Below are 26,149 nucleotides of genomic sequence, written 5' to 3'. Positions count from 1 at the left end.
TTGTGTGAATTATTATGAAAATTCGTGGTATAACAATCGGCATATCCCCGCTGCATATCGCTGTGGTGATCTTTTTCCTGGCACTATTCATAGTGTCCTACATTGTCACAACTGATCCAGCCTATCTGTACTGGGGTATCCCGTTATCGCTTGCACTGCTGATCATTCCTATCTACAACAGCTACAGTGTGGGCACGCAGTATGTGCGTCTCCTTCCTGAGTATGAGGCTGAATCCAAACGCGTCAGGATCAAAAACATCAATCTCAAAACCCTTGGAAAACCTGTCCGCGTTGAAGGAGTTGTTCAGGCAAAAAAAGGAGAGTGGCTCTGCCGCCCCGCAGTCACCATCTTTGACGGTTCAGCTGCCATCACCGCAAAAAAATCCGTGCCCCTTGAAATTGATATCGCTGTCGGTGACAATGTTGAGGTGGTCGGCATGGTCGTTCGCAGATTCACAATCTTTGGCGATATGATGATTCATGCAATCGGCATCAAAAAAGTGGAGAACCTGACACCTTTTGAAGAAGAAACCGAAACAGAGCCGGCAGAACCGGTTCGCATAAAAAAATACTAACTCTTTTTGTCCCTCAATCATAGGATATTAATGGTCTCGCGTGAAACCATTCAATCATGACTCATGAGATAACTGTGTACTCGCTTGAGGGCTGTCCCCACTGCCGCAACCTCAAGGAGTTTCTTGCAAAACAGAATGTTTCCTATACCAATTTTGATGTCGGCAAGGACGAGGTCGCGGCAAACAGAATGATCGAACTCACCGGTCAGCGCGGTGTCCCGGTCACCATCATTGACGGCCAGATTGTGATTGGCGATGATCTGATGAAGGTTGCAGTACTGCTTGACGCGCCCTCGCCGGCCTCTGAAGCAAAAGAAATTCCAAAGGATCATGAACTGATCATTATCGGCTCGGGTGCTGCCGGTCTTTCAGCTGCGATGTATGCTGGCCGCAAAGGTCTTGAGACGCTCGTGATTGGCGGGGCTGTCGGCGGCATGGCAACAAAAAGCAGCTCGGTTGAGAACTATCCGGGATTCCCTGACATCCCGGGTGACGATTTGATGCAGAAGTTTGCCGAGCATGCCCGTGCCTCAGGCGTTACAATCATTGAGGATGTCGGACTTTCCATCAGATCCGAGAACGGCAGATTCGTTATCGAAACCCTCTCAGAAAAAGAGTACACTGCAAAGTCCGTCATCGCCGCAACCGGCAGATCTCCCCGCCTCAGCGGTGCGACAGGCGAAGCTGAGTACTTGGGCAAAGGAATTGCCGTCTGCACAACCTGTGACGGGCCCTTATATCGGGGAAAAACTGTTGCCATTCTTGGCGGCGGCAACACTGCAATGGACATGGCAATTGAGATGGCAGGCATTGCATCCCAGGTCCATGTCATCTCCGCAACCCCATTGGATGCCGACGCAATTCTTATCGGCCGGCTGACTGAGATGAAGAACGTCACTTTCCACACAGGATTTACCATCACCGAGTTCGGCGGCGGAAAACTTCTTGAGTACGTGAAAATGGTGCCGGTCAATGCCGGGCCAGAGCAGAAGAAAGGATTCCTCGCAAACATTCTTCCGTCATCTCCTGAAAAGAAACTCAAAGTTGACGGCGCATTCCTTGGCGTCGGTCTTGATCCCAACACCGCAATGTTTGAAGGATTTGTTTCCATGAATGCGGAGAAAGAAATTCTCGTTGACATCAACTGCAAGACAAATGTCAAAGGATTGTTTGCAGCAGGAGACTCAACCTCGATCTCTGCAAAACAGATTGCATCATCTGTCGGCGAAGGCGTGAAGGCATTATTGTCGGCGTACGATTATTTGAGAAAATAATTTTTCAAAACTTTTTTTTAAATTTTTTTCACGGGAGTTACGCGATGAGATATCTTTTGAAACGCGAATAACACGAATAGCGCGAATAAATAAAAATCGCCAATGGTGATTTTTAAGATATTACCAAAATTATTTTTTGGGCATAGCTGTCTATTTAGAGATGCATAGGAATTTATTTTGAAAAATCGCCATTGGTGATTTTTTATTTGCGCTATTCGCGTTTCGAAATATTTGCCATCGCGAAAGTCTCATTTCAAAAAAACTTTTCAAAAAAAAATTGACCGGAAAAATTTCCGGAACTTTACTCGTAGAGCTGGGTCTCGTCGATCTTTGTGTATGCGACGAGCTCAGTTGCGGTAAAGTGAATACCAATCTCGCGGGCTGCACTCTCGGGAGCATCGGATGCGTGAATCACATTCTTGCCGATAGAAAGAGCATAGTCACCGCGGACAGTGCCGGGTGCGGCCTCTGTCGGATTGGTTGCACCGTTCATCTTGCGGACAGTTGCAATAACATTGTCGCCCTCAAGCACGAATCTGAACACTGGGCCTGAAGTAATGTATGCCTTCATTCCCGGGTAGAACGGCTTTGCGAGGTGCTCCTCGTAATGCTTGTCCACAATTGCTTCCGGCAGAACACCGAACTTTGCGGCAACGATCTTGAACCCCTTCTTTTCGAAGCGGGAAAGAATCTCACCGACCAGACCACGCTGGACGCCGTCCGGCTTAATCATGACAAAGGTGCGTTCCATGGTTTACTCCTTACCGCGTGCCTTGCGTCCTGCTGCAGTCCATGCAACACGGCGCGGAATACGGCCAAGTTTGTAGTTGCTCTGACATTTGGAGGAACAGAAGTAGAAGACTGCGCCATCCTTTCTGACGAACAGTTTACCGGTTCCCGGTTCAAGCTGTTTGCCGCAGTAACTGCAGGTATACGTATCAACCATTTCTCTTCACCGTCTTGAGAGCTTCTTTGCTTCACGTTCTGTCTCAAGGAGCATCAGGATGTCACCCTCGCGGATAGGACCGAAGGTGTTGCGGGTGATAATCCGCCCCTTGTTCGGGCCATCAAGTACACGGCACTTAATCTGGGATGCCTCTCCGTGCATACCCGTAAGGCCGATGACCTCGATGACTTCTGCTGGCGTTGCATCATCAGGCATGGTATTTATCCTCTGAGTGCCTTAATCTGGTTTGCAAGGTCCTCGATGATTTCCTTGCCTTTGCCGACCTTTACAATTGCAACTGCAGTGCAGCCGACGTCAAGACCGCATGCAGCACCAATGTCTGCCTGCTTGTTGATGAAAACGAACGGGATCTCTTTCTCGTCTGCAATTCCGGGGATGTGCATAACGATCTCTTCTGGTGCGACATCTGCACCAATGAGAACGAGTGCTGCGGTTCCGCGCTCGACGGCCTTGGTTGCCTCGTTTGCGCCTTTCTTGATCTTTCCGGTGTCGCGTGCAAGCTCGAGAGCCTCGAGAGCTTTGTTCTGAAGTTCTTCTGGGACTTCAAACATCTGGTAAATCTTTGCCATAATACTCACTTCACTCGGGACAGTTCTAAGACCATCCGTCATCGCTCATCAGCGGGCTTTACTGGTTATGTAACAGACCGTTGCTGGCGTAACTCTATATATGGGCAAGAGTCCGGCATAAAGGTTTGGACTTAATAGCCTTCACACTTCTATTCATGAGCCGCCCACGATTCGCATGCCTTCGGCCTGCTTACTGCTTCGCAGGAAAAACGGAGCAGACGAGAACATCACAGAAATGAATTGTTTTAGAGTTCCGTTGTGTTCACGTCTGCTCCGTGATGTTTTTTTTTCTTCCGTGTGTTCCGTTTTTCCGTGGGCTGAAGTTTGATCAGATATTTTTCGGATAATCTCCGGCAACGCGGATACGCCAGGCAAGGCGCACCACCGACCATCCCATGGAAAACACATCGCCGGTCCGCACATTGGTCTTATCTCCCTGTTTCCAAACAATAGGGATCTCTTCTACCGTGTAGCCGCACGCCTGCGCGAGTGCGAGAACCTCGGTGTCCCAGGTCCATCCGCGCGAGCGGACGTACGGCATCAGCTGCATCAGCCGCTCGCGGCGGAATGCCTTGAACCCGCACTGATGATCACGGATGCTGCTCGCAAGCAGTATTCGTACCATCCGGTTGAAGCCGACACTTGTTGCCTCGCGCTCGCCGGTTCTGGTGACTGCACTTTCATCGAGGAACCGTGAACCTATTGCGATATCAGTTCCTTCCTGAACTTTTTGAATCAGTGTTCCAAGAGCGGCGAGATCAGTTGAGAGGTCCACGTCGTAAAAACAAAAAATATCTCCGCGTGACATTGCCAGCGCCTCGGAAAGTGCACCGCCTTTTCCTCGCCTGACATCACTGTGATTGACGATGATCCGTTTGTCTGCTGCGACGAACTCATTTGCCACTTCAAGACTCCCGTCAGAGCTTGCATCCTCACAGAGGATCAGTTCAAACGGTAGGCCCAAACCTTCCAGTACTTCTATTGATGCGGGAACCGCAAGGTTGAGCGAAGCTGCGTCATTGTAGACAGGGATGACGACACTCAGTACTGGACTCTCCATTCTGTCTAACACGTTAGTCACCGCGCTGATAAATACTCACGCCGTCCGCGGTAAAGATCTCGATGAGGCCTTCGTCCGGCAGGTTCAGGTTGTACTTCTGCTGCTCAACCTCACCCACGAACAGATACTTCGCGCCGTACTTGTCCATGAGATCAAGCGTCCGGGACGGGTCTTCATAGATTGCCCGCACCTCAGTCCAGCGTGTTCCGGCATCGCCGACACCGTTCCGCCATCCTACCTCATGACCAACCCAGCCGACAATGGTCGGAAGTCCGGTCATTGCAGACACGCGGCCGTTGTACTCATACGACCCGTCAGCCGCTTCCACAATCACATCGCCGGGCACGGCAACGCCGGTCAGGAAAGAAATTCCTGCCGCGTCTGCGGGGTGTGAGACCTCAAGCCATGCCGCACCATCCAGTGTTCCTCCCGGGTACCCGAGATGAATGCCAAAAAATCCGATCATGCTCGCAAGAACGATGAAGACCACGACTGCGGCCGCGACGGCACGTTTCCTGGAAACTTCGGCAAAGCGGTCTGAGACCCAGCTGCCGATCATCAGAAGTGCGGAAGCGCCAAGCATAAACCATGCACAAAATCCGAATTTGAATACGGTGTTCATCCGGTAGTAGACATCGCCCATGTAATCCTTCAGATACACAACCTCCATCAGAAACACAATTACCATACCAAGAATGCCGAACACAATCTCAGGCGTACTGCTTTTCTTTCCAAGCAGCAGCAGGATGCAGAAGAGTGCAACTCCGGCAGCTGCATAACCGACAACCGCGAAAACAATCGGCACGGCAATCAGCCAGGGATATTTTTTCAGCACAGAAAATCCGTAGATGACAAACACCGCGACAAAGAACAGGTAAACGCCAAGGAACTCATTGATCGCGGAAGGAGTTGTCACGAGGAAAAATCCCTGAACGCTGGACCCTCCTTCGGAGATCATCGTGTACAAAAACGGAGCGTACGAGGCAAGAGAAAGGACGGGAACAAGAGCTAACGGCACTGCGTCCCGGAGCGTATGGCCCTCTTTAATCCAGACAACTGCTGCGACCACAATATAGACTGCCGCATACACCATCACATCCCACGAGTTCATCGCAGGCATTGTTCCAAGAGAGAGGGCAAGCATGACAGCAAGCAGATACTTTCCAGCTTTTGGCAGCAGTTTCCACCGCACAAGCATCACTGATAGAAGACAGAGGAAAAACAGCTGATTGAAACAGCCGAGCACATGTGCGTGCGGGTCGCCCCAGAGAAAAGAAAAGAGCGGATACTCGTTGATGGTATTTTCAATCACTCTGGTTGATGCCCACCAGATGCCAACCGCTCCGGCTCCAGAGAAGATATGCCAGATGAGGGCTGCGTTCGGGATGACCAGAACGAGCATCGGAATCCACTGATGCCGCTTCAGCAGCAGAACACCAACCGCGTACGCAGAGATTGCGGCGAGAGCAAAAACTGTCGGCAGCATCAGATTGAAGATGACGGTTGAAGCCCCGCCGGTGAAAACTCCCAGAACCCCGCACATCCAGTGGCCGAGATAGTAGTAGATGGACAGCTCCCCTCCCGCATACCATGGGTCGAGCGGTGTTACGGAAGGATCAAGCATGATGCTTCCAAGAAACGCCGCGTCCATAAACTTCTCGCCGCTTGGAATAATCCCGGGAGTCAGGAAACGGGATATCAGCATCAGCGCGAACGCTCCAAGGAACACCAAATCCCAGCGGAGATTTTTCTTCATCTCTTCAATGTCGTACTTTCTGCAGATGAGTGCGTAAACTCCTGCGAGCGCGAACGGCAGCAGGGCAAGCTGAATTGGAAGACCAACCACACCGAGATACCAGGAGACAAACGTGAGTATGAGAATGGAAAACGGGTACGATAGGCCGTATGCGAGATCAGTCACTGCCAATTTCAGATACGGATAGACCGTCATCTGACAGAACTTGATTACTATCAGCCAGAGAACGACCGTTACTATCTGCATCTCAGGAGAGATCATACGCCCCCTTCCTCTTTGATCTTTTTTGCATCCTCGCGGAACAGTCTCTTGAGTAACGAGACCGCCCAGTCACCAAAGTAGTAGAGAGAGACCACTCCTCCCGTGAGCGTGATGAGATTTTTCACGAGATGATCAACGACTGCTATCAGCGTCGCTGTTGCTGCGGGAACGCCGCCGAGCTCAAACGTTACCACGAGCGCAAGTTCGTAGGTTCCGATTCCTCCCGGCGTGATGGGGACAGCTTTGACAAGGTTGCCGATAACAATTGCCAGCAACACAAGCATGAACGAGAGTGTCACGCCAAACATCAGGGAGACGAGATAACAGATGATGATGTCCATCATCCAGATTACTGCTGATGAGAGCGAGAGCGCCGCAAGAGATCTTGGTGTTGAGGAGACCTGTCTGAGCTGATCGAGAACCTCCAGAATTTTTTTCAGAATTTTATTTTCTGCATGCAGTCGTTTGGAAAAGATCAAAAATGCACAGAACGCTGCTCCGGCAGCGAGAACGATAAAAATTGTCCAGACAAACCATTCAGGAACGATGCTGATGAGAAGCGGCAGCGCCAGAAGGCCGAGCACGGCGATGATGACAATATCATACACCCGTTCGGCAACGATGGAGGTGAAACCGTTTGTGTAAGGAGTTCCCTTTTCATGCTTGAGAATGAACAACCTGACAAAGTCTCCAAGACGCGCCGGAAGTATCAGATTCGCCGTTTGGGAGAGGTAAATACAGGCTGTGGAAAAGGACAGACTAATCGTAGTCCCGAGACGCTCTATTATATATTGGTACCTCCAGCCTCTGAGATACCATGCGCCAAAGCAGATCAGAATCGCAGCTACTAAGTAAACCGGAACAATATGCTGGATTGCTTCCAGCAGATCGTCCCATACCCGGTAGAGCATGAACACGATCAAAGCGGCTGCAATCAGAGTCGGGATGAGAATGGCACTAATTTTTTTCCACATGCAGCCGCCACCACATCTTCAAAATATCACTGCCCATTCCGTACACATCTTTGAACCGGACGGTTGTTCCGGGCCCCTGGGTCCAGACGACCGGAAACTCTTCCACCAGAAATCCTGCATGCTCTGCAAGCACTAAAGACTCGGTGTCCCAGAACCAGTGAGGAGCGCGGATTTTTGGAACAAGTTCCTTCAAAACGTCAGCCCGGTATGCCTTGAACCCGCACTGATGATCATGCAGCCTGCTTCCAAGAAACAGTCTGACCAGCGTGTTGTATCCCCTGCTTGCAACCTCGCGGTCTCCGCTGCGGATGATGTTACTCTCCGGCATCAGTCGTGAGCCTGTCGCAACAGCAGCACCGTTCTCAACTCTTGTTATGAGCTCGGGCAGATGTTTGATGTCTGTTGCAAGGTCCACGTCATAGTAACAGAATATTTCGCCGCGCGACTCTGCGAGAGCACGGTTCAGTGCTTTTCCCCTCCCCTGCCGCTCGTCGCTGTGGAGAAGGCGGACTCGCGAATCTTTTTTCTCCCACTCTTCCACGCACTCGCGGCTGCCGTCAGTACTTCCGTCCTCAGCAACAATCAACTCGAACGTTCTCCCAAACTCGGTGAGTGCTTCAAGAGATCTCGGGATAGCAACTTTGAGCGCCTCCACATCATTGTAGACCGGCAGTACCACGGTGACTTGTACAGAACTCACAAATTTTTCTCCTCAAGCAGGGCAGCAACGCGGTGTCCTGCACGAACTGATCCTTCCATGCTCCGTTCCGGATAATTTTCCAGAGAAAACATTCCGGCAAGGAACAGGTTGCATCCTGCATCAACCTCCGGAATCTTGTTCCGGTATCCGGTTGTGTATACAGGGCCTGCGAATGTATCGATGTACAGGTCGGCGTGATGGATTATCTCTTTGCCGATTCCAAACCTCTCACAGAAATCATCGATCATTTTTTCCTTCAGATTTTCGCCGGGCTCGCCCCTGAAGTATGAAGCAAGGTAGACCACGTGTTCCCCATACCAGTCGTAGGGAACAAAGTTTGTGTGAACAACGACCGCCCCGTAAGGTGCCGGGTCGCCCATGTTTGTCCAGTAGATTCCTTTCGCCGGATCAGCCCCAAGGCCGAGCGTCATGCATGCCGCTCCCTGATAGGGGAGTTCTGCAAGACTGCACTTCTTTTTCGTCTCTTCGTCCATCAAGGACGCAGTAACCTGTGGCGGCAGAGTCGAGATGACCGCATCAAACTCCTCGCCATCGATGATCCATTTTTCTTTGAGCCTGAGATCTTTTGCGGCGGTGTTCAGCCGAAGTTCAACCCCGCTCTCAACGAGTTTTTTTTCCATTGCATCGATGAGCAGATGCCAGCCGCCTTTCAGATACCCGAGCCGTTCCCCTTGTGTTCCGCGATCAGACCGAATCGCAATCCTGCTCATCAGCCAGGCTGCCGAGACCTCATCCTTCATCGAGCCGAATTTTCCTGCAAGAAGCGGCGCAAAAAATGCGTCATAGATGTCCTCACCGACTTTTTCATAGAGGTACTCCTTTGCCGTGATGTTGTCAAGAGCAGCCATATCGATTTTTCTTGAGCTGAGGACAAACTTTCCGAGCCTCACTTTCTGGAAAAAGCTGAGACACGGGTAACGCAAAATTTCCATCGGTGTTGTTAAGGGATAGAGCTGCCCTCGCATGTAGTAGCCGGTTGATCCCTTCAGCCAGATGAGATCCTCTTTGAGCCCCAGCTCTTCGAGAAGAGCAAACAGCTCGGTGTCTCCTGAAAAACAGTGATGATATAATGTTTCCAGCGTATATGTTTCGTACTTCATCGACGCAAGGCATCCGCCAGCCATTGCATTCTTCTCAAAGACAACTACTTCTCCGACCTTTGCCAGACGAAGGGCAGCAGCAAGTCCGGTAAGGCCTGCACCGAGAACACCGATCTTCATTACTCTATTAGATGTTACCTGCTTCATAAGAAAGTTTTTGACTAACGTAGCCGTATAACTAATGCAGTCATATATATCCAAGAAATGACATACATACACTCAACAAAAAGGTGTCAGTGTAAATGCGGGTATTTTTTATAGGATTCGGACAGGCAGGAGGCAAACTTGTGGATATGTTCCTTGCACAGGACAGAAAACTCGGTTCCACAAGTTTCCGTGGTATTGTTATCAATACTGCCCGGACCGATCTGATGGGAATTAAACACATTCCCATGGAAGATCGTCTCCTGATCGGTCAGACAATGGTAAAAGGTCACGGAGTTGGAACCGACAACGTGACCGGTGCAAAAGTAGCAGCAGATGAGATTGACACTATTATTAGTGCAATCGACCGCCGCGGAACGCATGACATCGATGCATTCGTTGTCTGTGCAGGTCTTGGCGGTGGAACAGGTTCCGGAGGATCTCCGGTACTTTGCCGTCACCTGAAACGCATTTACCGCGAGCCGGTCTACGCGGTCGGTGTTATTCCGGCTCCCGAAGAGGGACGCCTCTACTCCTTAAACGCTGCACGCAGTCTCTCGACTCTGGTCAACGAGGCTGACAACGTCATTGTGTTTGACAACAGCGCATGGAAAAATGATGGCGAAAGTGTCAAGAGTGCGTACGAGCGCCTCAATGAAGAGATCGTCCGCCGCTTTGGTGTCCTGTTCCGTGCAGGAGAGGTCAGCAAGTACGGTGTTGGTGAGATGGTTGTCGACTCCAGTGAAATCATCAACACACTCCGCGGCGGAGGTATCTCCTCTGTGGGTTACGCCATCAGCGAAGCAATTCCTACCATGAAGGGAGGAAAGCCAGCCGCAAAGAAGGACAGCGGAGGTCTTCTCTCAGGCATCCTTGGCAAGAAGGAAAAGAAGTCTGAGCCGCATGTGGACATCGCCTCAGGTGAAGACAAGTCTGCAAAAATAATTGGTCTCGTCCGCCGTGCAATGCTCGGCCGCCTCACACTTCCGTGCGACTACTCGACTGCGGAACGTGCTCTTGTTCTTGTTGCAGGCCCACCGAGCGAACTTGATCGTAAGGGTGTTGAAAAATCCAAGAGCTGGGTTGAGGAAAACATCGCGGGTGTTGAGGTCCGTGGTGGTGACTATCCAGTTGACAGCGGTTATGTTGCGGCAGTTGTTCTGCTTGCAACGATCGGCGACGCCCCGCGTATCCGCGAGCTGATGGAGCTTGCAAAGGAGGCAAAGGAAGAGGTCGTTAAGTCGCGTGAGAGATCTCACACCGCAATGTTTGATGACGGAGGCGTTGACCCGCTTTTCGAATGAGGTAGATGATGAAGAAAGTCACATACTTTTTAATCGCTCTTCTGCTCTGTGCCACATTTGCAGGCACGGTAAGCGCATGGAACAGTAATTCTGCGGCAAACATCAATCCGTCCGGCAGTCTGATGCCGGGAGATTCTGTATCTGCAACGATGACTATCAAAATTCTAGAGGATAGTACGGTGTACCGGATTAACATGTACACGGATCTGACCTCTGCAGTCTGGACCGGTTCTCTTACTGGAGCTGATGGCACTCCGATTACCGAGTTCCCTGCAGGAAAGAGGTACATCGATGGTTATCCGTTGACGAAGTTGCGGCAAGACACTATTCTTACCATCTATCTTGACGGAAAAGTTCCTGAGAACAAAGCAGGTAGTGAAATTACCGTCATGTCTGTTGAGGAGGTCAGCAGTTCCGAGAGTGTTATCTCGACCTACTCTTCGCCGAAGCAAACAGTTTACAATCCTGATGACATCCCAAAACAGATCACTGAGATCAACGACGCTATCACCAAACTTGACGCTGAACTGACCGAGATGTCCAAACAGGGTGCTGATGTATCCTCAGCTCTTGCAAAACTGGACACAGCAAGAACTGCTGTGAAAGCTGCTGACAACTACAAGAATGATATCCCTACCGCAACAAAGGAGATCGTTTCAGCAAGTGCAGCTGTTGTGGATGCAGAAAAACTGATGGTGAACGCAGCTTTAACGAAAGCCAAAAATAATCTGGATCTCATCGAACAGAATATTGCAAACCTGAATGCAAAGAACTGGGGCTCCGACAGCAGAGTAATTCTTCTGTCAACATCCAAGCAGACTGCACAAAACCAGTACAACACTGCCAAGAATGCATATGATTCGTCGACAAGCTCGGTCTCCGCCTCAACCAAGACTCAGGCTCTGGATGCCCTGAAGAACTCTGCCAGCACGCTGACCGAGTCAAATACACTCTGGGAAGAGGCACAGAAGTCTCCGCTTGCCGCAGTTGGACCGTACGCGATCTACATCGTAATCGGTATTGTCGCAGTGATTGTAATTGTTGGTGCGGTTATTCTTATCCGCCGCAGAGGTTACGACGACTGGGACGAACTTGGATAATCCTTTCGAGGATTTTTCCTGACACCTGTTTTTAAATAATTTTTTTCATTCGGTTTTTCAAATTCCATAATGATTTTACTTCAGTGTTTTTCGCGTGCGGCTCAGGATGAAAAAAATGCAACGCCGTTTAAAAAAAAAGTTAATGGAACAGGCTGTCCATATACTCAACTGATCTGCCTTCCGACTCTTTTTTGGTGAACACCGTTACAACATCATTTGGCTGAAACGTTACGTTTCCTGACGGAATGATCAGTTTTCCTCCGCGCCTGATTGCGATGTAGAGCATATCCTTGACGTCGGACGTTTCCCGCACGGTTTTGTTGACGCCTTCAGCTCCGTCTCTGATGGTTACTTCAAAGATGCTTCCCCCTTCAATGGATGCGAGCAGCTGTGTCTCCGGATTTTCCGCCCAGACGTACAGACTTCGTGCGACGATCTCGTCAGGATTTTCGCTGATGCGAACCCCCACCTCTTTGAACAGCTCGGCATGCTCCTTCTGGTTTACGATCGAGACAAGTGTTCTGACATTGTAGCGTTTTGCAAGCCAGCATGCCATGAGATTGAGCGCATCGTCACTCGTTGTTGCAACGAGCGCGTCAGCTCGATCAATTCCTGCGTCCTCAAGCACCGCCTTGTCCGTGGCGTTTCCGGCAATTGCCAGAAGATCGTACTGGGCAAGAATATCTGCACACCGCTCCTCATCGCGATCGATTACCACCACACTGTGTCCGTTTTCGGATGCAATGCCTGCAAGACTTCTGCCGATACCTCCAAGCCCGACGACGATGAGATACATGCTGAATCGTATGCTATCATGGGGTATTATACCTATTCCCTGTGATAGATACTGATCAGATGAGTATCTGCGGAGTTGATGAGGCAGGCAAGGGTTCGGTTCTGGGACCCATGGTTACCGCAGGTATTCTTGTTGTGGATTCCTCAGAGCTTGACGGTCTCGGTCTGAAGGACTCCAAACAACTCTCGCCAAGCAAACGTGAGGAGTTGTATGAGATAATTGTTGGGCGGTGGAAAACTACGGCGGTGGTGAAAAGTTCTCTGGAGATTGACTTGCGGCCCGGAACGATGAATACTTTCACTGCATCCTGTCATGCTGAAGTGATCCAGCGGCTTATGCCGGAGAAGGCATATCTGGATGCATGCGATGTGAATGCGGCAAGGTTTGGCACAACGGTGAAAAGTCTCTCAGGGATTCCCGGGGTTGAGATCGTTTCCGAGCACAAAGCTGATGACAAATTTCTGATTGTCGGAGCAGCAAGTATTGTGGCAAAAGTCACCCGCGACCGGCTGATAGAAGAATTATCTCATGAGTTTGGAGATATCGGCAGCGGCTATCCATCAGACCCGACAACCATTGCTTTTCTTGAAGCATATATTCGAAGAGTTGGCACGCCGCCATCCTGTGCCCGCAGGACATGGAAGACCATTGATGAAGTCATTGCCAGATGCTCCCAACAAAGTCTGTCGGATTTTTTCTGAGTCGCCCACGGAAAAACGGAGTACACGGAAATTTCACAGAAACGAATTATTTTCAAATTCCGTGTTGTTCACGTCTGCTCCGTGATGTTTTTTTCTGTGAAATTTCTGTGTGTTCCCGCGAAGCGGTAAGCAGGCCGTAGGCATGCGTTCCGTTTTTCCGTGGGCGGAGCTACGACGAATAATGAGTGATGTTTGTCAGCAAACGAACTTGGATTCACCATCCTCCCGAACATCAACATCTTAACCTTTCACATCAGACCATTACAGAGAAATGGAGTTTGGTTGGGTAGTCCCGGTACTAATCTGTGTAATCGTCTATGCTCTAATCTGCCTGGCGATCAAAAAACACAACTACCGGCCTGATATTTTTGCGTTTATGGGGCCGTGCCTGATGATTCGCACGTCCCGTACCGGCATCTTTGATGTATTTGCGCGGTTTCGCAGAACGTTTCTTGTCTACGGAACGCTTGGCGTTGTCGTCACTGCGCTCTGCGGCCTGGTGATGACCGCTCTCATCATTGTCACGGCATATCTGACGATGATTCTTCAACCAGACCCGTCCCCTGTTATCCAGCCGCAGAATCTTCTTCTGATTCCCGGCATCAACGACTTTGTTCCCTCAACATTTGCGGTCTGGTTTGCGCTGGTGTTTGCGGTAGTCATCCATGAGTTTGGTCACGGTCTTCTGGCGCGTGTGGAAAAAATCCGGGTGAAGTATACCGGTATCCTTGCTCTTGTGATCCCGATCGGAGCATTTGTTGAACCTGACGAGGAGGAGATCGAAAAGTCCCCGCTTCCAACCAAACTGCGGATGTTTGCCGCAGGAGTCACCAACAATATGGTTGTTGGAGCACTGTGCATTCTCGTGCTTGTCGCACTGCTTGGTATGGTTGTCCCCGGGACCCTGCCGTTCGTGCAGGGAATCTATGAAGGATACCCGGCAGACCTTGCAGGAATGCAGCCGGGCACCGTGATTCTTTCAATTGACGGCATGCCGGTTTCCAATACCACCGATGTTGCGAAAATTCTTTCCACAACCGTCCCCGGTCAGACCATTGAGGTGCTGGGCGAGTACAAAGGGGAACAACAGATGTATGACATCACCCTCACCTCCATTCCTTCCGAGGCCGCCGGCTCAGTTGCCGGCAATCTCAGCTCAGGATTTATGGGTGTGTTCTATGGTGACCCGAAAGCAGTCACGGACACGCTGCATGCATGGACTCATCCGACGTCCCCGGCAGGTGCAGTTGTTTCGTTCCTGAACTTCCTGGTCCTGCCGTTTTCATCCATTACCGGCAACAATGCATTCAGCATGCTGGTTACCGAAACTCCGGATCCTGCATATTTGTCCGCACCATTCGATGGATTCTGGGAGGTTGTTCACATCTTTTACTGGTGTGCATGGGTGAATATTCTGCTGGGCACGTTCAATGCCCTGCCGATCGGTCCGCTCGACGGAGGTCAGATGCTTCGCGAGGGTGTGAAAAGTTTCCTCTCCAAACGCGGTAAAGGAGACTACACGCAGACCGTTTGTAGTATGATCACAAATCTGCTGATTGTGGTAATTATTATTCCAATCATCATGCCGTACTTTTTCCGTTGAAACGGAGCGTTGCGTTTTTTTGTTCAGCTCCGCCCACGGAAAAACCGAACACACCGAAATTTCACAGAAAAACATCACGGAGCAGACGAGAACATCACGGAATCCTAAATTAATTGGTATGAAATTCCAATTTCATTTTCATTCGGAGGCTTGATACGAAGTATCAGAAATATTTTCCGTGTTGTTCACGCCTCTCAGTGATGTTTTTATTTCCGCAAAATTTCGTGTACTCCGTTTTTCCTGCGAAGCAGTGAGCAGGCCGAAGGCATGTGAGTCGTGGGCGGAGCAGAAATAATAATCCAAAGCCAAAAAAAAAAGGACAGCACTTATGAGGATACAACCCTCATAAAATTATATCTTTATGAACGGCCGCTGGCTTCTGTTTCCCTTTCTGGTTTTTCTTGGCGGGTGCTGTTACGGTCCGTCATCGCCAACGGTGAAGCTTGCCTATGCCGCAGGTTTTTCGGTCAACGATGTAGTAATGACCCAGTATTTTTACGGCTGGATGATTCTTTTAGTGCTGGTTGCCGCAGGATTTGCTTTTGGATTTCTGCGTCGGCAGAAAACTGCCGTACCATGGACTGCCAAGCGTGTCCTTCGACTGATTGCGACCGGTGCATCCATTGCTCTCGTGAGTATGTGCTACTGCTTTTCTTTGCAGAGCGTTCCCGCATACGTCTCGGTCATTTTGTTATTCCAGTTTACCTGGATTGGAGTAATCATCCAGTCTCTGGTGGAGCGTCGTCTGCCGTCGCGGCGGACGCTTACTGCTGTCGCTGTTCTGATTGTTGGAACAGTCCTTGCCACCGGATTTATTGGAACTGATGCTCACCTGACAGTTCCGGGCGTTGTTTTTGGGATGCTCTCGGCACTGTTCTATGCAGTCTACATGTTCCTGCTCGGCCGCACCGAGACCGAGATGCATCCGCTGACGCGAAGTTTTGTCATCATGTCCTGCTCCCTTGCGCTCCTGATCTGCATTTTCTCTCCTGCCTACGTGCTGAACGGGACGGCGTTTTCCGGCATCTGGGTCTATGGAATTGTTCTCGGAGGTATCGGGTGCGCTCTGCCGATGTTTCTTTTCTCGATTGGAGCGCCGAAGATATCTACGGGCGCTGCAACCATTCTGAGTTCATCCGAGCTGCCGGCATCCATCATCTGTGCGGTACTTATTTTGTCAGAAGCGGTCTCATGGATGCAGTGGATTGGCGTTGCGCTGATATTTTTCGGAATTGCGTATCCGTACCTCGGCCGCAGGGCCTGGACTCTGTGACTCCTGCCGAAACGTAATAATCCATTTATGTCCAATATATCTGTATCATGAAGCGAATTGCAGTGCTTGCATCCGGTCGCGGTTCAAACTTTCAGGCGATACTGGACGCACTCTCCCGCGGGGAAATTAACGGAGAGTGCATCGGGCTCTTTACCGACAACAAGGATGCCTACGCAATTGAGCGGGCGAAGGCCGCAGGCGTTCCTGCATATGTGATTCACTTCAAAGATTATCCCACCAAAGCTGCGTATGAAGCTGAGATGCTTGCGGCGATGAAAGCGGCGAATGCTGATCTGTTTGTATGCGCAGGATATATGCGGATAATTGGTACAGAAATTATCCGCGAGTTTGCAGGAAGGATGATCAATATTCATCCGGCTCTCCTGCCTGCATTCCCCGGTCTTCACGGTCAGAGACAGGCTCTGGAGTACGGAGTAAAAATTGCAGGATGCACAGTACACTTCGTGGACGAAGGGCTTGACTCGGGTCCGATCATTTTACAAAAAGCAGTTCCTGTTCTGGATGATGATGATGAAGAGGCTCTTGATGATCGGATTTTGACGCAGGAACATATTGCATTTCCCGAGGCGGTTGCACTTTTCTGTGATGACCGGCTTGTGGTGTCGGGTCGTCACGTGAAAATTCTGGAGAAAAAATAATTTCATGGCTCAGCACAACAAGGGCGCATCGCCCAAAAAAATTGCATCCGAACGGATCGAAATTTTATTTGATCAGGCGTATTTGAATCGCTCAAATCCAGCTCTTGCGAACCGGTATGTTTTCCTCGCACGCGAAATTGCCATGCGTCAGCGCTTGCGGATGCCAAAACAGTTCCGCAGATCTTTTTGTCCGACATGTCACGCATACTTTGTGCCCGGGGAAAATTTCCGTGTCCGCGTTCAGCATGGAAAAGTTATCTGCACCTGCCTTGTCTGCGGTGCGGTTGTGAGATATCCTCTCTCCTGAGATACGTGCAGGGAAAATGTTACCGGGATGCGGCAACAAAAAATACCTGTGAGTTGCCATTCAAACGGAAAACGAAACGATAAGTAATGATTTTTCCAAAAAGTGTTACCTCTGTTACCGCTAAATCCAATATACCTCTTACCAAAATATTAACTACATACAACAGTACAAAACATCGGTAACAAAAAAAACACAAAACCTCTGAAACAGAATTATTTTCAAAAAGCAACCGAATAACTATCTTAATTTGTTACCGCATACTCCGGTAACATCTCAGCGGTCATCAGAAAATACTCGCCATCCTTGAGATTTGCGATGATATTTCTGCGAAACAACAATCAGGAGCAGGCAGGCATTCTGCGTTTTTTTGGGGCAACTCAAAAACACAACGCCAAAAAATACACAAGTTTGATTTATCGATACTCACAAATTATAACAGAACATTTGATGAATCGACGTCTTTTACTCCCCCTTGTCGTTCTCATTGCTGTGGTGTGTGTGGTCGCCATAGTGATGGTTTCGATATCCTCGACCTCTTCGTCTGAACCGACGAACGTTTCTGTTTCCGAGGACATGATAAAACTCTCCGAGTATTTTTACCAAAATGTCGACAGAATAAATCAAGATATTACTGCTGAGATGCAGGACACTGCAACGAAATTGTCCTCTTCCACCCCGAATGACCCGGAGGCTCAGGAAATTTTGCGTGATGTGTTTAACAAGTACCCAAACAGTGCCGGAATTGCCTGGGTATCTGCTGACGAAAATGTGGTCAATGTCCCGATATACAGCCTGACAGGTGTTCTGAGCTCTCCTGAACTGCAAAACATTACGGAACAGTCGTTTGCCGAACATGATGTGATCTTAACCGACCCTGTTATGTCAAACGTTTACGGCATGGTCGTGTGCTTTGTCGTTCCGGTCTATGCAGCTGACGGCAGCTACAATGGATATCTCTGCTTTGCCCATATGCCGATTTCGCTCATGAATGATATACCGAATACGCCGTACTACAATGGCACCAACTATGAGCTGTGGATAGCCAACTCGGAAGGAACGGTGTTATGTCACTCAGACATCTCAACGATCGGATACAACTATTACACGAACATGCTTTATCGTGGACTTGACAAATCGTTCTCCGGCATTCGTCCTATTATTGAGACCAGCGAGGGAACCACCAAATATGAGTTCTATGAACTCAACAACGTTGATGTTGTCGAAAAAACATGTATCTGGAATACTCTGACGTTCGGCGGTCAGGATATGCGTCTGGTGGTGACGAACTATCCCTATGAGGCCCCGGAGGTGTCGTTCCCGGAAACCATCGACATGGACGAGATAACCGATGTTGCGCAAGTTCTCTATCTGTCTGCGAAAAAATACGGTAAAGAGGCGACTCTTGCAGCGATGAATGATCCTTCCGGTCCTTTTTCAGATACCGGAACCGACATTTTTGCGATCTCAACTGATGGTGTCATTCTTTCCATGCCGTCAAAGAGCAAGATTGTGGGATTGAACAGGCTCAACTATCAGGATGTGTATGGTATGCGTCTGGTGGCTACGATGATCAACCGTGCCAATCAGGGCGGAGGATACATACACTACTACTCCGAACTGCCTTACTCACCCGATCAGGCGATTTTTGGTCTTGCGTGTGTGATTCCTGTGGACGAAACATGGTTTGTCGGATCCCGGCATTCAGTACTGACCAACACCGCCCCCATTAACGCCGAAGTGCGGTCGAAACTGATTCGTGCAGTCCAGCCCATACAGGAGTATGTCGATGCTTATGGAAAGGAACAGACACTCTCAGTGCTGAATGATCCTTTTGGGGAATTCAACAATGCTGATATTCGGTTCAATGCGATCAGTTATGAAGGAATTCTTCTTGCCGACGCCGAGCATCCTGAGTTGATCGGCACCGAGATGTTCTCACGCGTCAGTCCTCACGGAACATCCATCACCCGCGATCTTGTTCTGATCGCAAAACAGGGTGGAGGGTTTGAGTATGTGGAGTCACGGGATGCCGATGAAAATTCCGCCACCATTTCTCTCATGTATGTTGAACCGGTAGATGATGAGTGGTTCATCGCAGGTGCGATCGAACTCGATTCACACCAGGTCCCCGTCTAATTTTTTTAATTTTTTTATCGTGAGACAGTTTCAGGCATTTTTTTCTCTACGTTCGTGCTATCTGTTCAGAAACTTGATTAGCCGAGACTCACAATCAATAAGGAGACATATCTGATGAATCGACGTCTTTTACTCCCCCTTGTCGTTCTTATTACTGTGGCATGTGTGGTTGCCATAGTGATGGTTTCGATATCCTTGACCCCTTCGCCTGAACCGACGAACGTCTCTGTTTCCGAGGACATGATACAGCAGTCCGAGGATTTTTACCAAAGCATTGATGCAGTAACTGATAATATTGCTGCCGTGATGCATGACACTGCAAAGGAGTTGTCCTCCTTCACTCCGGATGACCCGGAAGCTCAGGAAATTTTGCGCAATCTGTTTAACAAGTACCCAAACAGTGCCGGAATTGCCTGGGTATCTGCTGACAAAAATGTGGTTAGTGTCCCGATACACAGCCTGACAGGTGTTCTGAGTTCATCCGAACTGCAAAACATTACAGAACAGTCGTTTGCCGAACATGATGTGATCTTAACCGATCCTGTTATGTCAAATGTTTACGGCATGGTCGTGTGTTTTGTTGTTCCGGTCTATGCAGCTGACGGCAGCTACAATGGATATCTCTGCTTTGCCCATATGCCGATTACCCTTTTGAATGAGACGCCGAATACACCGTACTACAAAGACACCCAGTATGAGCTGTGGATAGCCAACTCGGAAGGAACGGTCTTCTGCCATCCAGACACCTCAACGATCGGATATAATTACTACACGAACTCGTTTTATCGGGGGCCTGCCAATGCCTTCTCCGGCATTCGCCCCATTATTGAAACCAGCGAGGGAACCACCAAATATGAGTTCTATGAACTGAACAACGTTGATGTTGTTGAAAAAACATCTATCTGGAAAACCCTGTCGTTCGGCGGTCAGGACCTGCGTCTGGTGCTGGTGGACTTTCCTTATGAAGTCACGGAGGTGACTCTCCCGGAAACCATCGATCTGGAGGAGATAACCGATGTTTCGCGGGCTCTCTATCTGTATGCGAAAAAATACGGCAAAGAGGCAACGCTTGCAGCGATGAATAATCCTTCCGGTCCTTTTTCCAATACCGGAACCGAAATTTTTGCGGTCTCAACTGATGGTGTCATTCTTTCCATGCCGTCACAAAGCAAGATTGTGGGATTGAACAGGATCAATTATCAGGATGCGTACGGCATACGCCTGGTGGCCACGCTGATCAATCGTGCCAGTCAGGGCGGAGGATACGTACACTACTACTCCGAACTGCCTTACTCGACAGATCAGGCGATCTTCGGTCTTGCGTGTGTGATTCCTGTGGACGAAACATGGATTATTGGATCACGGCATTCAGTACTGACCTACACAGTCCCCATTAACGCCGAAGTGCGATCGAAACTGATCCGGGCAGTCCAGCCTGTGCAGGAGTATGTCGATGCTCATGGAAAAGAACAGACACTCTCAGTGCTGAATGATTCTTTCGGGGAGTTCAACAACTCTGAGATTCGGTTCACAGCGTTCAGTTATGATGGAAAACTTCTTGCCGACGCCGACCATCCCGAGTCGATCGGCATTGACATGTTCTCACGTGTCGGCCCTCACGGGACATCCATTACCCGCGATCTTGTTCTGATCGCAAAACAGGGCGGAGGGTTTGAGTATGTGGAGTCACGGGATGCTGATCCGAACTTCGCCACTATCTCTCTCATGTATGTTGAACCGGTAGATGATGAGTGGTTCATCGCAGGTGCGATCGAACTCGACTCACATCGAATCATATCCTCCTAATTTTTTTTTAATTTTTTTTATCACAATACAGTTACCTGCATCTTTTTTCGTCTCCAAGCTCATGATACCGTTCACAAGCTTGATAACTCCACACGTGAAAGAGATGGATGATCTAATTGGTGAGTCGGCGACTTCTTCTCTCTCTTATCGTTCTTGCTGTGGTGTGCGTGAGTGCCATAGTGCTGATTTCGATAGCCTTGACCCCTTCGTCCGGGCAGATGAACGTCTCAGTTTCTGATGATATGATGCAGATGTCTGAGGAGTTCTATCAAAGCATCGACAACATAACTGACGATATTACTGCCTCCATGCAGGCTGCTGCAAAGGAACTGTCCCCCCTCACTCCTGATGACCCGAAAGCTCAGGCAATTTTGCGCAATCTGTTTAACGAGTACCCAAACAGTGCCGGAATTGCCTGGGTATCTGCTGACAACACTGTTATCAGTGTCCCGATATACAGCATGGGCAGTGTTCTGACCTCCAGTGAATTTCAAAATATTACGGAACAGTCGTTTGCCGGACAGGATGTGATCTTAACTGATCCTGTTATGTCAAATGTTTACGGCATGGTCGTGTGTTTTGTCGTTCCGGTCTATACAGCTGACGGCAGTTACAATGGGTATCTCTGTTTTGCCCATATGCCGATTATACTGCTGAATGAAACGCCGGATACCCCGTACTACAAAGATACACTGTATGAGTTGTGGATTGTCAACTCGAATGGTACGATCATCTACCATCCGGATACATCAACCATTGGCAAAAATTACTACACCAGTCACTATTACCAGGAACACTCAAAAATATCAGATATTCGTCCATTTATTGAAAACAGTGAAGGGACTCTCAAATATTTGTCTTATTCTCTGAGAAGTTCTGATGTTGTTGAGAAAGTGGGCATCTGGAATACTCTGTCGTTCGGTGGTCAGGACCTGCGTCTGGTGCTAGTGGACTATCCGTACAAGGCAACGGATGTGACGTTCCCAGAAAATGTGAATATTAAAGAGGTAACTGACGTCACTCAAGCCCTTTTTATCTATGCGAAAAAATACGGCAAAGAGGCCACTCTTGTAGCGATGAGTGATCCTTCCGGTCCTTTCTCCAATACAGAAACCGAGATTTTCGCGATCTCAACAGATGGTGTTGTACTTTCCATGCCAACGGAAAGGGGCCTTATGGGGGGGAACCAGATAAACTATCAGGATGCGTACGGCATACGTCAGGTAGCCACGATGATTAACCGTGTCAACCAGGGCGGTGGATATGTGCATTACTACTCCAAACTGCCCTATGCAGGAAATGAAACTATTTTCGGTCTTGCGTATGTGATTCCGGTGGATGAAACATGGTTTGTCGGATCCCAGAAATCATTACTGAACCACACGGTCTCCTTTGATCCTGAAGTGCGATCGAAACTGGTTCGGGCAGTCCAGCCGGTACAGGAGTATGTCAGCGTTTATGGAAAGGAACAAACACTGGCAACACTGAATGATCCTTCCGGGGATCTGATTTATCCTGATGTCAGATTCGCTGCGGTCAGTTACGAAGGAGAACTTCTTGCTGATATTTTCAATTCTGATTTGATCGGCATTGATATGTTCTCAGTTGTTGATCCTCACGGAACGTCCACTTTCCGTGATTTTGTTCTGATCGCAAAACAGGGCGGAGGATTTGAGTATGTGGAGTCACGGAATGCTGAGGATGGTCTCTTTACTATCTCCCTCATGTATGTTGAGCCGGTAGATGATGAGTGGTTTATTGCAGGTTCCATCAAACTGGATTCACATCCGATCCCCTCTTGATTTTTTTAATTTTTTTATCCCGATGTGTCCCCTGCATTTTTCATCATGTTTGAAATATTTTTTACGATTACTCATCTGTTCTGTCATTTGGCGCGATCTGTCTTCATGGCATGAAATAAACAGAAAATGGTTCGTCAAAGTCGATCATGAAAAAATATTTTTGAGGGGAACTCTTATCATCATATCTCTCTAATATATACGGCACGAGGGAATACCACACGTGCCCAATCCATCAGATACCGAATCCTATATTCAAACATTAAAACCCACCATCTGGGTCGGCAAAAACGGCTGTACCGACGATCTCGTCGAGGAGACACGCCGCCAGCTTGATGCGCGCAAAGTAATCAAGATCAAATGGCTTCAGAGCTCGGACATGGACGAGGCTGAGATCCTTGAACTTGCCGCGAGGACATCTGCCGAAGTTCTCGACTCCCGCGGGCGAATGGTGGTGCTCGGGGCAAAGAATCGCGGCAGACTTCCGGTAGTAACTCCTGCAAAAGGAAAGAAACCTGTGAAAAAACAGTCCGCACGTGACCGGATCAAATCATTCTATCTTGAGAAAAAATAATTTTCTTTCTCTTTTCAGATTTTGTCTTTTAAACGGAACGCATATCAAAACATGCAAAATTTTTCCTCTCACGAACATATTTATTGTTCCAACACCAATTGATACAGACTGTTAATGTCATGCGTTGCAGAGATGAACTCTCGCAACCAAATCATGCCGAAAGGCATGGGCTTACAGTGAGGAAAAGTCTATGACTACAGTATTTGATATCCCGGCCAACGATCTCATTGCAAAGGTCGCCGACGAACTCAAGAACGAGTCCGCAATCAAGGCACCCGAGTGGTCCGAGTACGTAAAGACGGGAGTACACAAACAGATGCCGCCGGAAAACCCGGACTGGTGGTATATCCGTTCCGCAGCAGTGCTGCGTCGTATCTATGTTGACGGCCCGATTGGCGTTGAGCGCATGCGCTCCGTTTACGGTGGTATGCAGGACAATGGTTCCAAACCGTCCCACTTCAGAAAGGGAAGCGGCAGCATTGCCCGCAAAGTAATGCAGCAGCTTGAGGCAGCAGGTTTCATTGAGAAAGTTACCGGCGGCCGCAACGTTTCCGCAAAAGGCCGCAAGTTCCTTGACAACATCGCCTACTCCTTAAAGGAAGAAGCAGTCAAGGCAGCCCCCGGTCTTGAGAAGTACTAACGAACATCTGACAAACATAATGGTGACCAGAAATGGGAGACGATGAACTCGCAGATATCCGCCGGCAGCGCATGATGCAGCTCCAGCAGCAGCAGATGGCAGAACAGGAACAAGTACAGCGTCAGCAGGCAATGCAGGCGCAGATTCAGAATGTTCTCATGCAGGCAATGGAACCTGAAGCCCGCGAGCGGCTCAACACAATCAGACTCGCCAAACCCGAGTTTGCCGCATCAATCGAGCAGCAGATCGTCGCTCTCGCCCAGTCAGGCCGCCTGCGTCAGAAAATAACCGATGCACAACTCAAACAGCTGCTCACCCAGATTGTTCCGCAGAAAAAGGAATTCAATATCCGCAGGGTCGGATGAAAGCGGGTGTGCTCTACAGCGGCGGCAAAGACAGTACTCTTGCCGCGGTTCTGCTTGCGCGGGACTATGACGTAGAGCTCATAACATTCGTGTTCGATTCCTCCCATGCTGTTCCATCCATAGAGGCGGCGGCAAAGGCAACCGGTTTTCCCTGGAAAACACAGGCCTTTGCGTCAGGTTTCCTTGACGAAATCATCAGCATGATTGTTGATGACGGGCATCCTGCAAATGCCATCAACGAAATCCACCGACGGTCTCTCTGTGCAATTGCGCAGGAATATGAGGTGGTCGCCGATGGAACCCGTCGTGATGACCGGGTTCCCATGCGGACACAGTCAGAAGTGCAGAGTCTTGAGATGAAGTACGGGGTCAGCTACATGCGGCCTCTGCTTGGCATAGGAAAAAAAGAGATCATCCGGTTGTGTGAAAAATCCTTTGAAGTCGCCTACGGCGAAACAGGATCAATTCCAAACGGAGATTTCGAAAGTGAGATCAGAGCCGAAATGGTTCAGCGAGGAATCGACTTTACGTCGCTCTTCCCGAAAAACCATGAACAGTCTCTGATAATTCGAAAAAAGACTGGTGATTAACCATGAGCAAACTTACCAAAAGCCGTAAGATTCGTCTTGCAAAGGCAACTCAGCAGAACCGCCGTGTTCCTGCCTGGGTCATGATCAAAACCAAGCGCAATGTTGTGTCTCACCCATGCAGACGCAACTGGAGACGCAGCACTCTGAAGGTGTAAAAAAATGGTAGAAGCACAAAAGGAACAGGTATATGTAATTCCGCTCCGTGATGTCAAGCGCGTGCCATGCTACAAGCGTGCAAACGCAGCAATCAAAGACATCCGCGGCTACCTTGAGCATCACATGAAAAGTGATGACGTTAAGCTCGACAAGAGCATTAACGAAGCTGTCTGGGCACGCGGATCCCAGAAACCGCCAAGACGTATTCGTGTTCGCGCTATGAAGTTCGAAGACGGACAGGTCCAGGCAGAACTTGCTGAGGAATAAATGGACCACACCCTGTCACTGAATGGCGACCCGAACATCGGCGTCTTTGCCCGTGTCTTTGAAGACATTGCGTTTGTTCCAATAGACTCCCCCGAGGAGTTCGGATCAAAAATAGCGGAAGCTCTTGATGTCGAGGTTATTCCAACCTTTATTCAAGGATCATCCGTTATCGGTCTTCTTCTCACCGGCAATTCCCGCGGATTTGTTGTTTCCGGTCTCATTCACGATTCAGAACTTGAACTTCTGCAGGAGTACGGCGATGTCTTACTCCTCGGCGAAGAGATGAATGCGGCAGGGAACGTAATTCTTACCAATGATTCATTCGCAGTTGTGCATCCTGACATGTCGTCAGCGATGCGCAAGATGGTCAGTGAGTTCCTGAAAGTTGAGACTGTTCCCATGTCTTTTGGCGGTGTCGGAACGGTTGGTATGGTAGGAGCCTGCACGAATGCAGGGGTACTGCTGCCGGCCCGAAGCGCACCATCAGAGCTGGAACATCTTGAGAGCAGTCTTCCGACAGCGGACATTTCGGTTGGAACGGGTTCAGTAAATATGGGATCCAATCTGATCGGAACTGGTTTGCTCGTGAACAGCAAGGGTTATCTGGCAGGAAACGCTACCACGGGTTTTGAACTCGGTAGAATTGAAGATGTATTTGGATTTCTGTGAGGT

At 49.3% G+C, this 26,149-nt stretch carries 29 protein-coding genes; 19 read left to right on the top strand and 10 right to left on the bottom strand.

All coding sequences use genetic code 11. From position 1 onward, the window contains the following. Positions 1 to 14 precede the first annotated feature (14 nt). Positions 15 to 575 (top strand): nucleotide-binding protein, encoded by a 561-nt coding sequence (locus McpAg1_RS05225; RefSeq protein WP_338094244.1) that lies wholly within the window; start codon positions 15 to 17, stop codon positions 573 to 575. 56 nt (positions 576 to 631) lie between these two features. Next, a complete protein-coding gene (locus tag McpAg1_RS05220) occupies positions 632 to 1,849 on the top strand; it encodes an FAD-dependent oxidoreductase (protein WP_338094243.1) in 1,218 nt (405 codons plus the stop codon). 301 nt (positions 1,850 to 2,150) lie between these two features. On the opposite strand, the gene ndk is transcribed toward McpAg1_RS05220, so the two are convergent. The 9 genes from ndk to McpAg1_RS05175 all read right to left on the bottom strand — a co-directional run bounded on the left by ndk (position 2,151) and on the right by McpAg1_RS05175 (position 9,404). Then, complete coding sequence (gene ndk / locus McpAg1_RS05215; protein WP_338094242.1) at positions 2,151 to 2,600, bottom strand: nucleoside-diphosphate kinase; 450 nt, start codon at positions 2,598 to 2,600, stop codon at positions 2,151 to 2,153. Positions 2,601 to 2,603: 3 nt separating this feature from the next. Further along, positions 2,604 to 2,795, bottom strand: a complete 192-nt coding sequence (locus McpAg1_RS05210) for a 50S ribosomal protein L24e (RefSeq protein ID WP_042698067.1) — start codon at positions 2,793 to 2,795, stop codon at positions 2,604 to 2,606. A 6-nt stretch (positions 2,796 to 2,801) separates the two neighbouring features. Beyond that, positions 2,802 to 3,011: a 30S ribosomal protein S28e gene (locus tag McpAg1_RS05205; protein ID WP_268922260.1), complete on the bottom strand. Its 210-nt coding sequence runs from the start codon at positions 3,009 to 3,011 to the stop codon at positions 2,802 to 2,804. Positions 3,012 to 3,016: 5 nt separating this feature from the next. Further along, the gene (gene rpl7ae / locus McpAg1_RS05200; RefSeq protein ID WP_338094241.1) at positions 3,017 to 3,385 is read right to left on the bottom strand and encodes a 50S ribosomal protein L7Ae; all 369 of its coding nucleotides are present in this window, start codon (positions 3,383 to 3,385) and stop codon (positions 3,017 to 3,019) included. A gap of 328 nt (positions 3,386 to 3,713) precedes the next feature. Beyond that, the gene (locus McpAg1_RS05195) at positions 3,714 to 4,445 is read right to left on the bottom strand and encodes a glycosyltransferase (protein ID WP_338094240.1); all 732 of its coding nucleotides are present in this window, start codon (positions 4,443 to 4,445) and stop codon (positions 3,714 to 3,716) included. A gap of 13 nt (positions 4,446 to 4,458) precedes the next feature. Further along, the gene (locus McpAg1_RS05190; protein ID WP_338094239.1) at positions 4,459 to 6,462 is read right to left on the bottom strand and encodes a DUF2298 domain-containing protein; all 2,004 of its coding nucleotides are present in this window, start codon (positions 6,460 to 6,462) and stop codon (positions 4,459 to 4,461) included. Beyond that, on the bottom strand, positions 6,459 to 7,436 hold the full coding sequence (locus tag McpAg1_RS05185) for a lysylphosphatidylglycerol synthase transmembrane domain-containing protein (protein ID WP_338094238.1): 978 nt from the start codon (positions 7,434 to 7,436) through the stop codon (positions 6,459 to 6,461). Before McpAg1_RS05185 ends, McpAg1_RS05190 begins: the two co-directional genes overlap by 4 nt. Then, positions 7,420 to 8,136 carry a dolichyl-phosphate beta-glucosyltransferase gene (locus tag McpAg1_RS05180; protein WP_338094237.1) on the bottom strand — a complete coding sequence of 239 codons (717 nt, stop codon included), beginning with the start codon at positions 8,134 to 8,136 and terminating at the stop codon, positions 7,420 to 7,422. The genes McpAg1_RS05185 and McpAg1_RS05180 overlap by 17 nt, the downstream gene beginning before the upstream one ends. Beyond that, on the bottom strand, positions 8,133 to 9,404 hold the full coding sequence (locus McpAg1_RS05175) for an NAD(P)/FAD-dependent oxidoreductase (protein WP_338094236.1): 1,272 nt from the start codon (positions 9,402 to 9,404) through the stop codon (positions 8,133 to 8,135). The genes McpAg1_RS05180 and McpAg1_RS05175 overlap by 4 nt, the downstream gene beginning before the upstream one ends. Positions 9,405 to 9,499: 95 nt before the next feature. On the opposite strand from McpAg1_RS05175, the gene McpAg1_RS05170 reads away from it, so the two are divergent. Both McpAg1_RS05170 and McpAg1_RS05165 read left to right on the top strand, forming a co-directional pair. Continuing rightward, the gene (locus McpAg1_RS05170) at positions 9,500 to 10,705 is read left to right on the top strand and encodes a tubulin/FtsZ family protein (RefSeq protein WP_338094235.1); all 1,206 of its coding nucleotides are present in this window, start codon (positions 9,500 to 9,502) and stop codon (positions 10,703 to 10,705) included. A gap of 5 nt (positions 10,706 to 10,710) precedes the next feature. After that, positions 10,711 to 11,805 (top strand): hypothetical protein, encoded by a 1,095-nt coding sequence (locus McpAg1_RS05165; protein WP_338094234.1) that lies wholly within the window; start codon positions 10,711 to 10,713, stop codon positions 11,803 to 11,805. Between the two features lie 139 nt (positions 11,806 to 11,944). Here the strand turns inward: McpAg1_RS05165 and McpAg1_RS05160 are convergent, their stop codons facing one another. Continuing rightward, positions 11,945 to 12,601, bottom strand: coding sequence for a potassium channel family protein (locus McpAg1_RS05160; RefSeq protein WP_338094233.1), 657 nt, complete (start codon positions 12,599 to 12,601; stop codon positions 11,945 to 11,947). Positions 12,602 to 12,642: 41 nt separating this feature from the next. Here McpAg1_RS05160 and rnhB point away from each other — a divergent pair, with 41 nt between their 5' ends. From rnhB to McpAg1_RS05085, 15 genes are all read left to right on the top strand, one after another. Continuing rightward, positions 12,643 to 13,302, top strand: coding sequence for a ribonuclease HII (gene rnhB / locus McpAg1_RS05155; protein WP_338094232.1), 660 nt, complete (start codon positions 12,643 to 12,645; stop codon positions 13,300 to 13,302). Positions 13,303 to 13,573: 271 nt separating this feature from the next. After that, complete coding sequence (locus tag McpAg1_RS05150) at positions 13,574 to 14,905, top strand: site-2 protease family protein (RefSeq protein WP_338094231.1); 1,332 nt, start codon at positions 13,574 to 13,576, stop codon at positions 14,903 to 14,905. A gap of 361 nt (positions 14,906 to 15,266) precedes the next feature. Further along, the gene (locus McpAg1_RS05145) at positions 15,267 to 16,178 is read left to right on the top strand and encodes an EamA family transporter (protein WP_338094230.1); all 912 of its coding nucleotides are present in this window, start codon (positions 15,267 to 15,269) and stop codon (positions 16,176 to 16,178) included. A 47-nt stretch (positions 16,179 to 16,225) separates the two neighbouring features. Further along, on the top strand, positions 16,226 to 16,837 hold the full coding sequence (gene purN, locus McpAg1_RS05140; RefSeq protein ID WP_338094229.1) for a phosphoribosylglycinamide formyltransferase: 612 nt from the start codon (positions 16,226 to 16,228) through the stop codon (positions 16,835 to 16,837). 4 nt (positions 16,838 to 16,841) lie between these two features. Then, entirely contained in the window at positions 16,842 to 17,144 is a 303-nt protein-coding gene (locus tag McpAg1_RS05135; RefSeq protein WP_338094228.1) for a ribonuclease P protein component 4, read from the top strand. 447 nt (positions 17,145 to 17,591) lie between these two features. Continuing rightward, the gene (locus McpAg1_RS05130; protein WP_338094227.1) at positions 17,592 to 19,280 is read left to right on the top strand and encodes a cache domain-containing protein; all 1,689 of its coding nucleotides are present in this window, start codon (positions 17,592 to 17,594) and stop codon (positions 19,278 to 19,280) included. Positions 19,281 to 19,394: 114 nt separating this feature from the next. Then, positions 19,395 to 21,086, top strand: a complete 1,692-nt coding sequence (locus tag McpAg1_RS05125) for a cache domain-containing protein (RefSeq protein WP_338094226.1) — start codon at positions 19,395 to 19,397, stop codon at positions 21,084 to 21,086. A 119-nt stretch (positions 21,087 to 21,205) separates the two neighbouring features. Further along, positions 21,206 to 22,888: a cache domain-containing protein gene (locus McpAg1_RS05120; RefSeq protein WP_338094225.1), complete on the top strand. Its 1,683-nt coding sequence runs from the start codon at positions 21,206 to 21,208 to the stop codon at positions 22,886 to 22,888. A 220-nt stretch (positions 22,889 to 23,108) separates the two neighbouring features. Further along, a complete protein-coding gene (locus tag McpAg1_RS05115; RefSeq protein ID WP_338094224.1) occupies positions 23,109 to 23,459 on the top strand; it encodes a YhbY family RNA-binding protein in 351 nt (116 codons plus the stop codon). A gap of 190 nt (positions 23,460 to 23,649) precedes the next feature. Then, on the top strand, positions 23,650 to 24,099 hold the full coding sequence (locus McpAg1_RS05110; protein WP_338094223.1) for a 30S ribosomal protein S19e: 450 nt from the start codon (positions 23,650 to 23,652) through the stop codon (positions 24,097 to 24,099). A gap of 32 nt (positions 24,100 to 24,131) precedes the next feature. Further along, positions 24,132 to 24,464, top strand: coding sequence for a DNA-binding protein (locus McpAg1_RS05105; RefSeq protein WP_338094222.1), 333 nt, complete (start codon positions 24,132 to 24,134; stop codon positions 24,462 to 24,464). Continuing rightward, positions 24,461 to 25,054: a DUF7411 family protein gene (locus tag McpAg1_RS05100; protein ID WP_338094221.1), complete on the top strand. Its 594-nt coding sequence runs from the start codon at positions 24,461 to 24,463 to the stop codon at positions 25,052 to 25,054. The genes McpAg1_RS05105 and McpAg1_RS05100 overlap by 4 nt, the downstream gene beginning before the upstream one ends. A gap of 2 nt (positions 25,055 to 25,056) precedes the next feature. Next, positions 25,057 to 25,209 (top strand): 50S ribosomal protein L39e, encoded by a 153-nt coding sequence (locus McpAg1_RS05095; protein ID WP_338094220.1) that lies wholly within the window; start codon positions 25,057 to 25,059, stop codon positions 25,207 to 25,209. A 4-nt stretch (positions 25,210 to 25,213) separates the two neighbouring features. Then, positions 25,214 to 25,477, top strand: coding sequence for a 50S ribosomal protein L31e (locus McpAg1_RS05090; RefSeq protein WP_338094219.1), 264 nt, complete (start codon positions 25,214 to 25,216; stop codon positions 25,475 to 25,477). Then, entirely contained in the window at positions 25,478 to 26,146 is a 669-nt protein-coding gene (locus McpAg1_RS05085) for a translation initiation factor IF-6 (protein ID WP_338094218.1), read from the top strand. Positions 26,147 to 26,149: the final 3 nt, after the last annotated feature.

The sequence above is a fragment of the Methanorbis furvi genome, assembly GCF_032714615.1.
Taxonomy (GTDB): domain Archaea; phylum Halobacteriota; class Methanomicrobia; order Methanomicrobiales; family Methanocorpusculaceae; genus Methanocorpusculum; species Methanocorpusculum furvi.
Note: the sequence above shows the minus strand (reverse complement) of the source record. Positions and strands in the feature narration are given on the sequence as shown.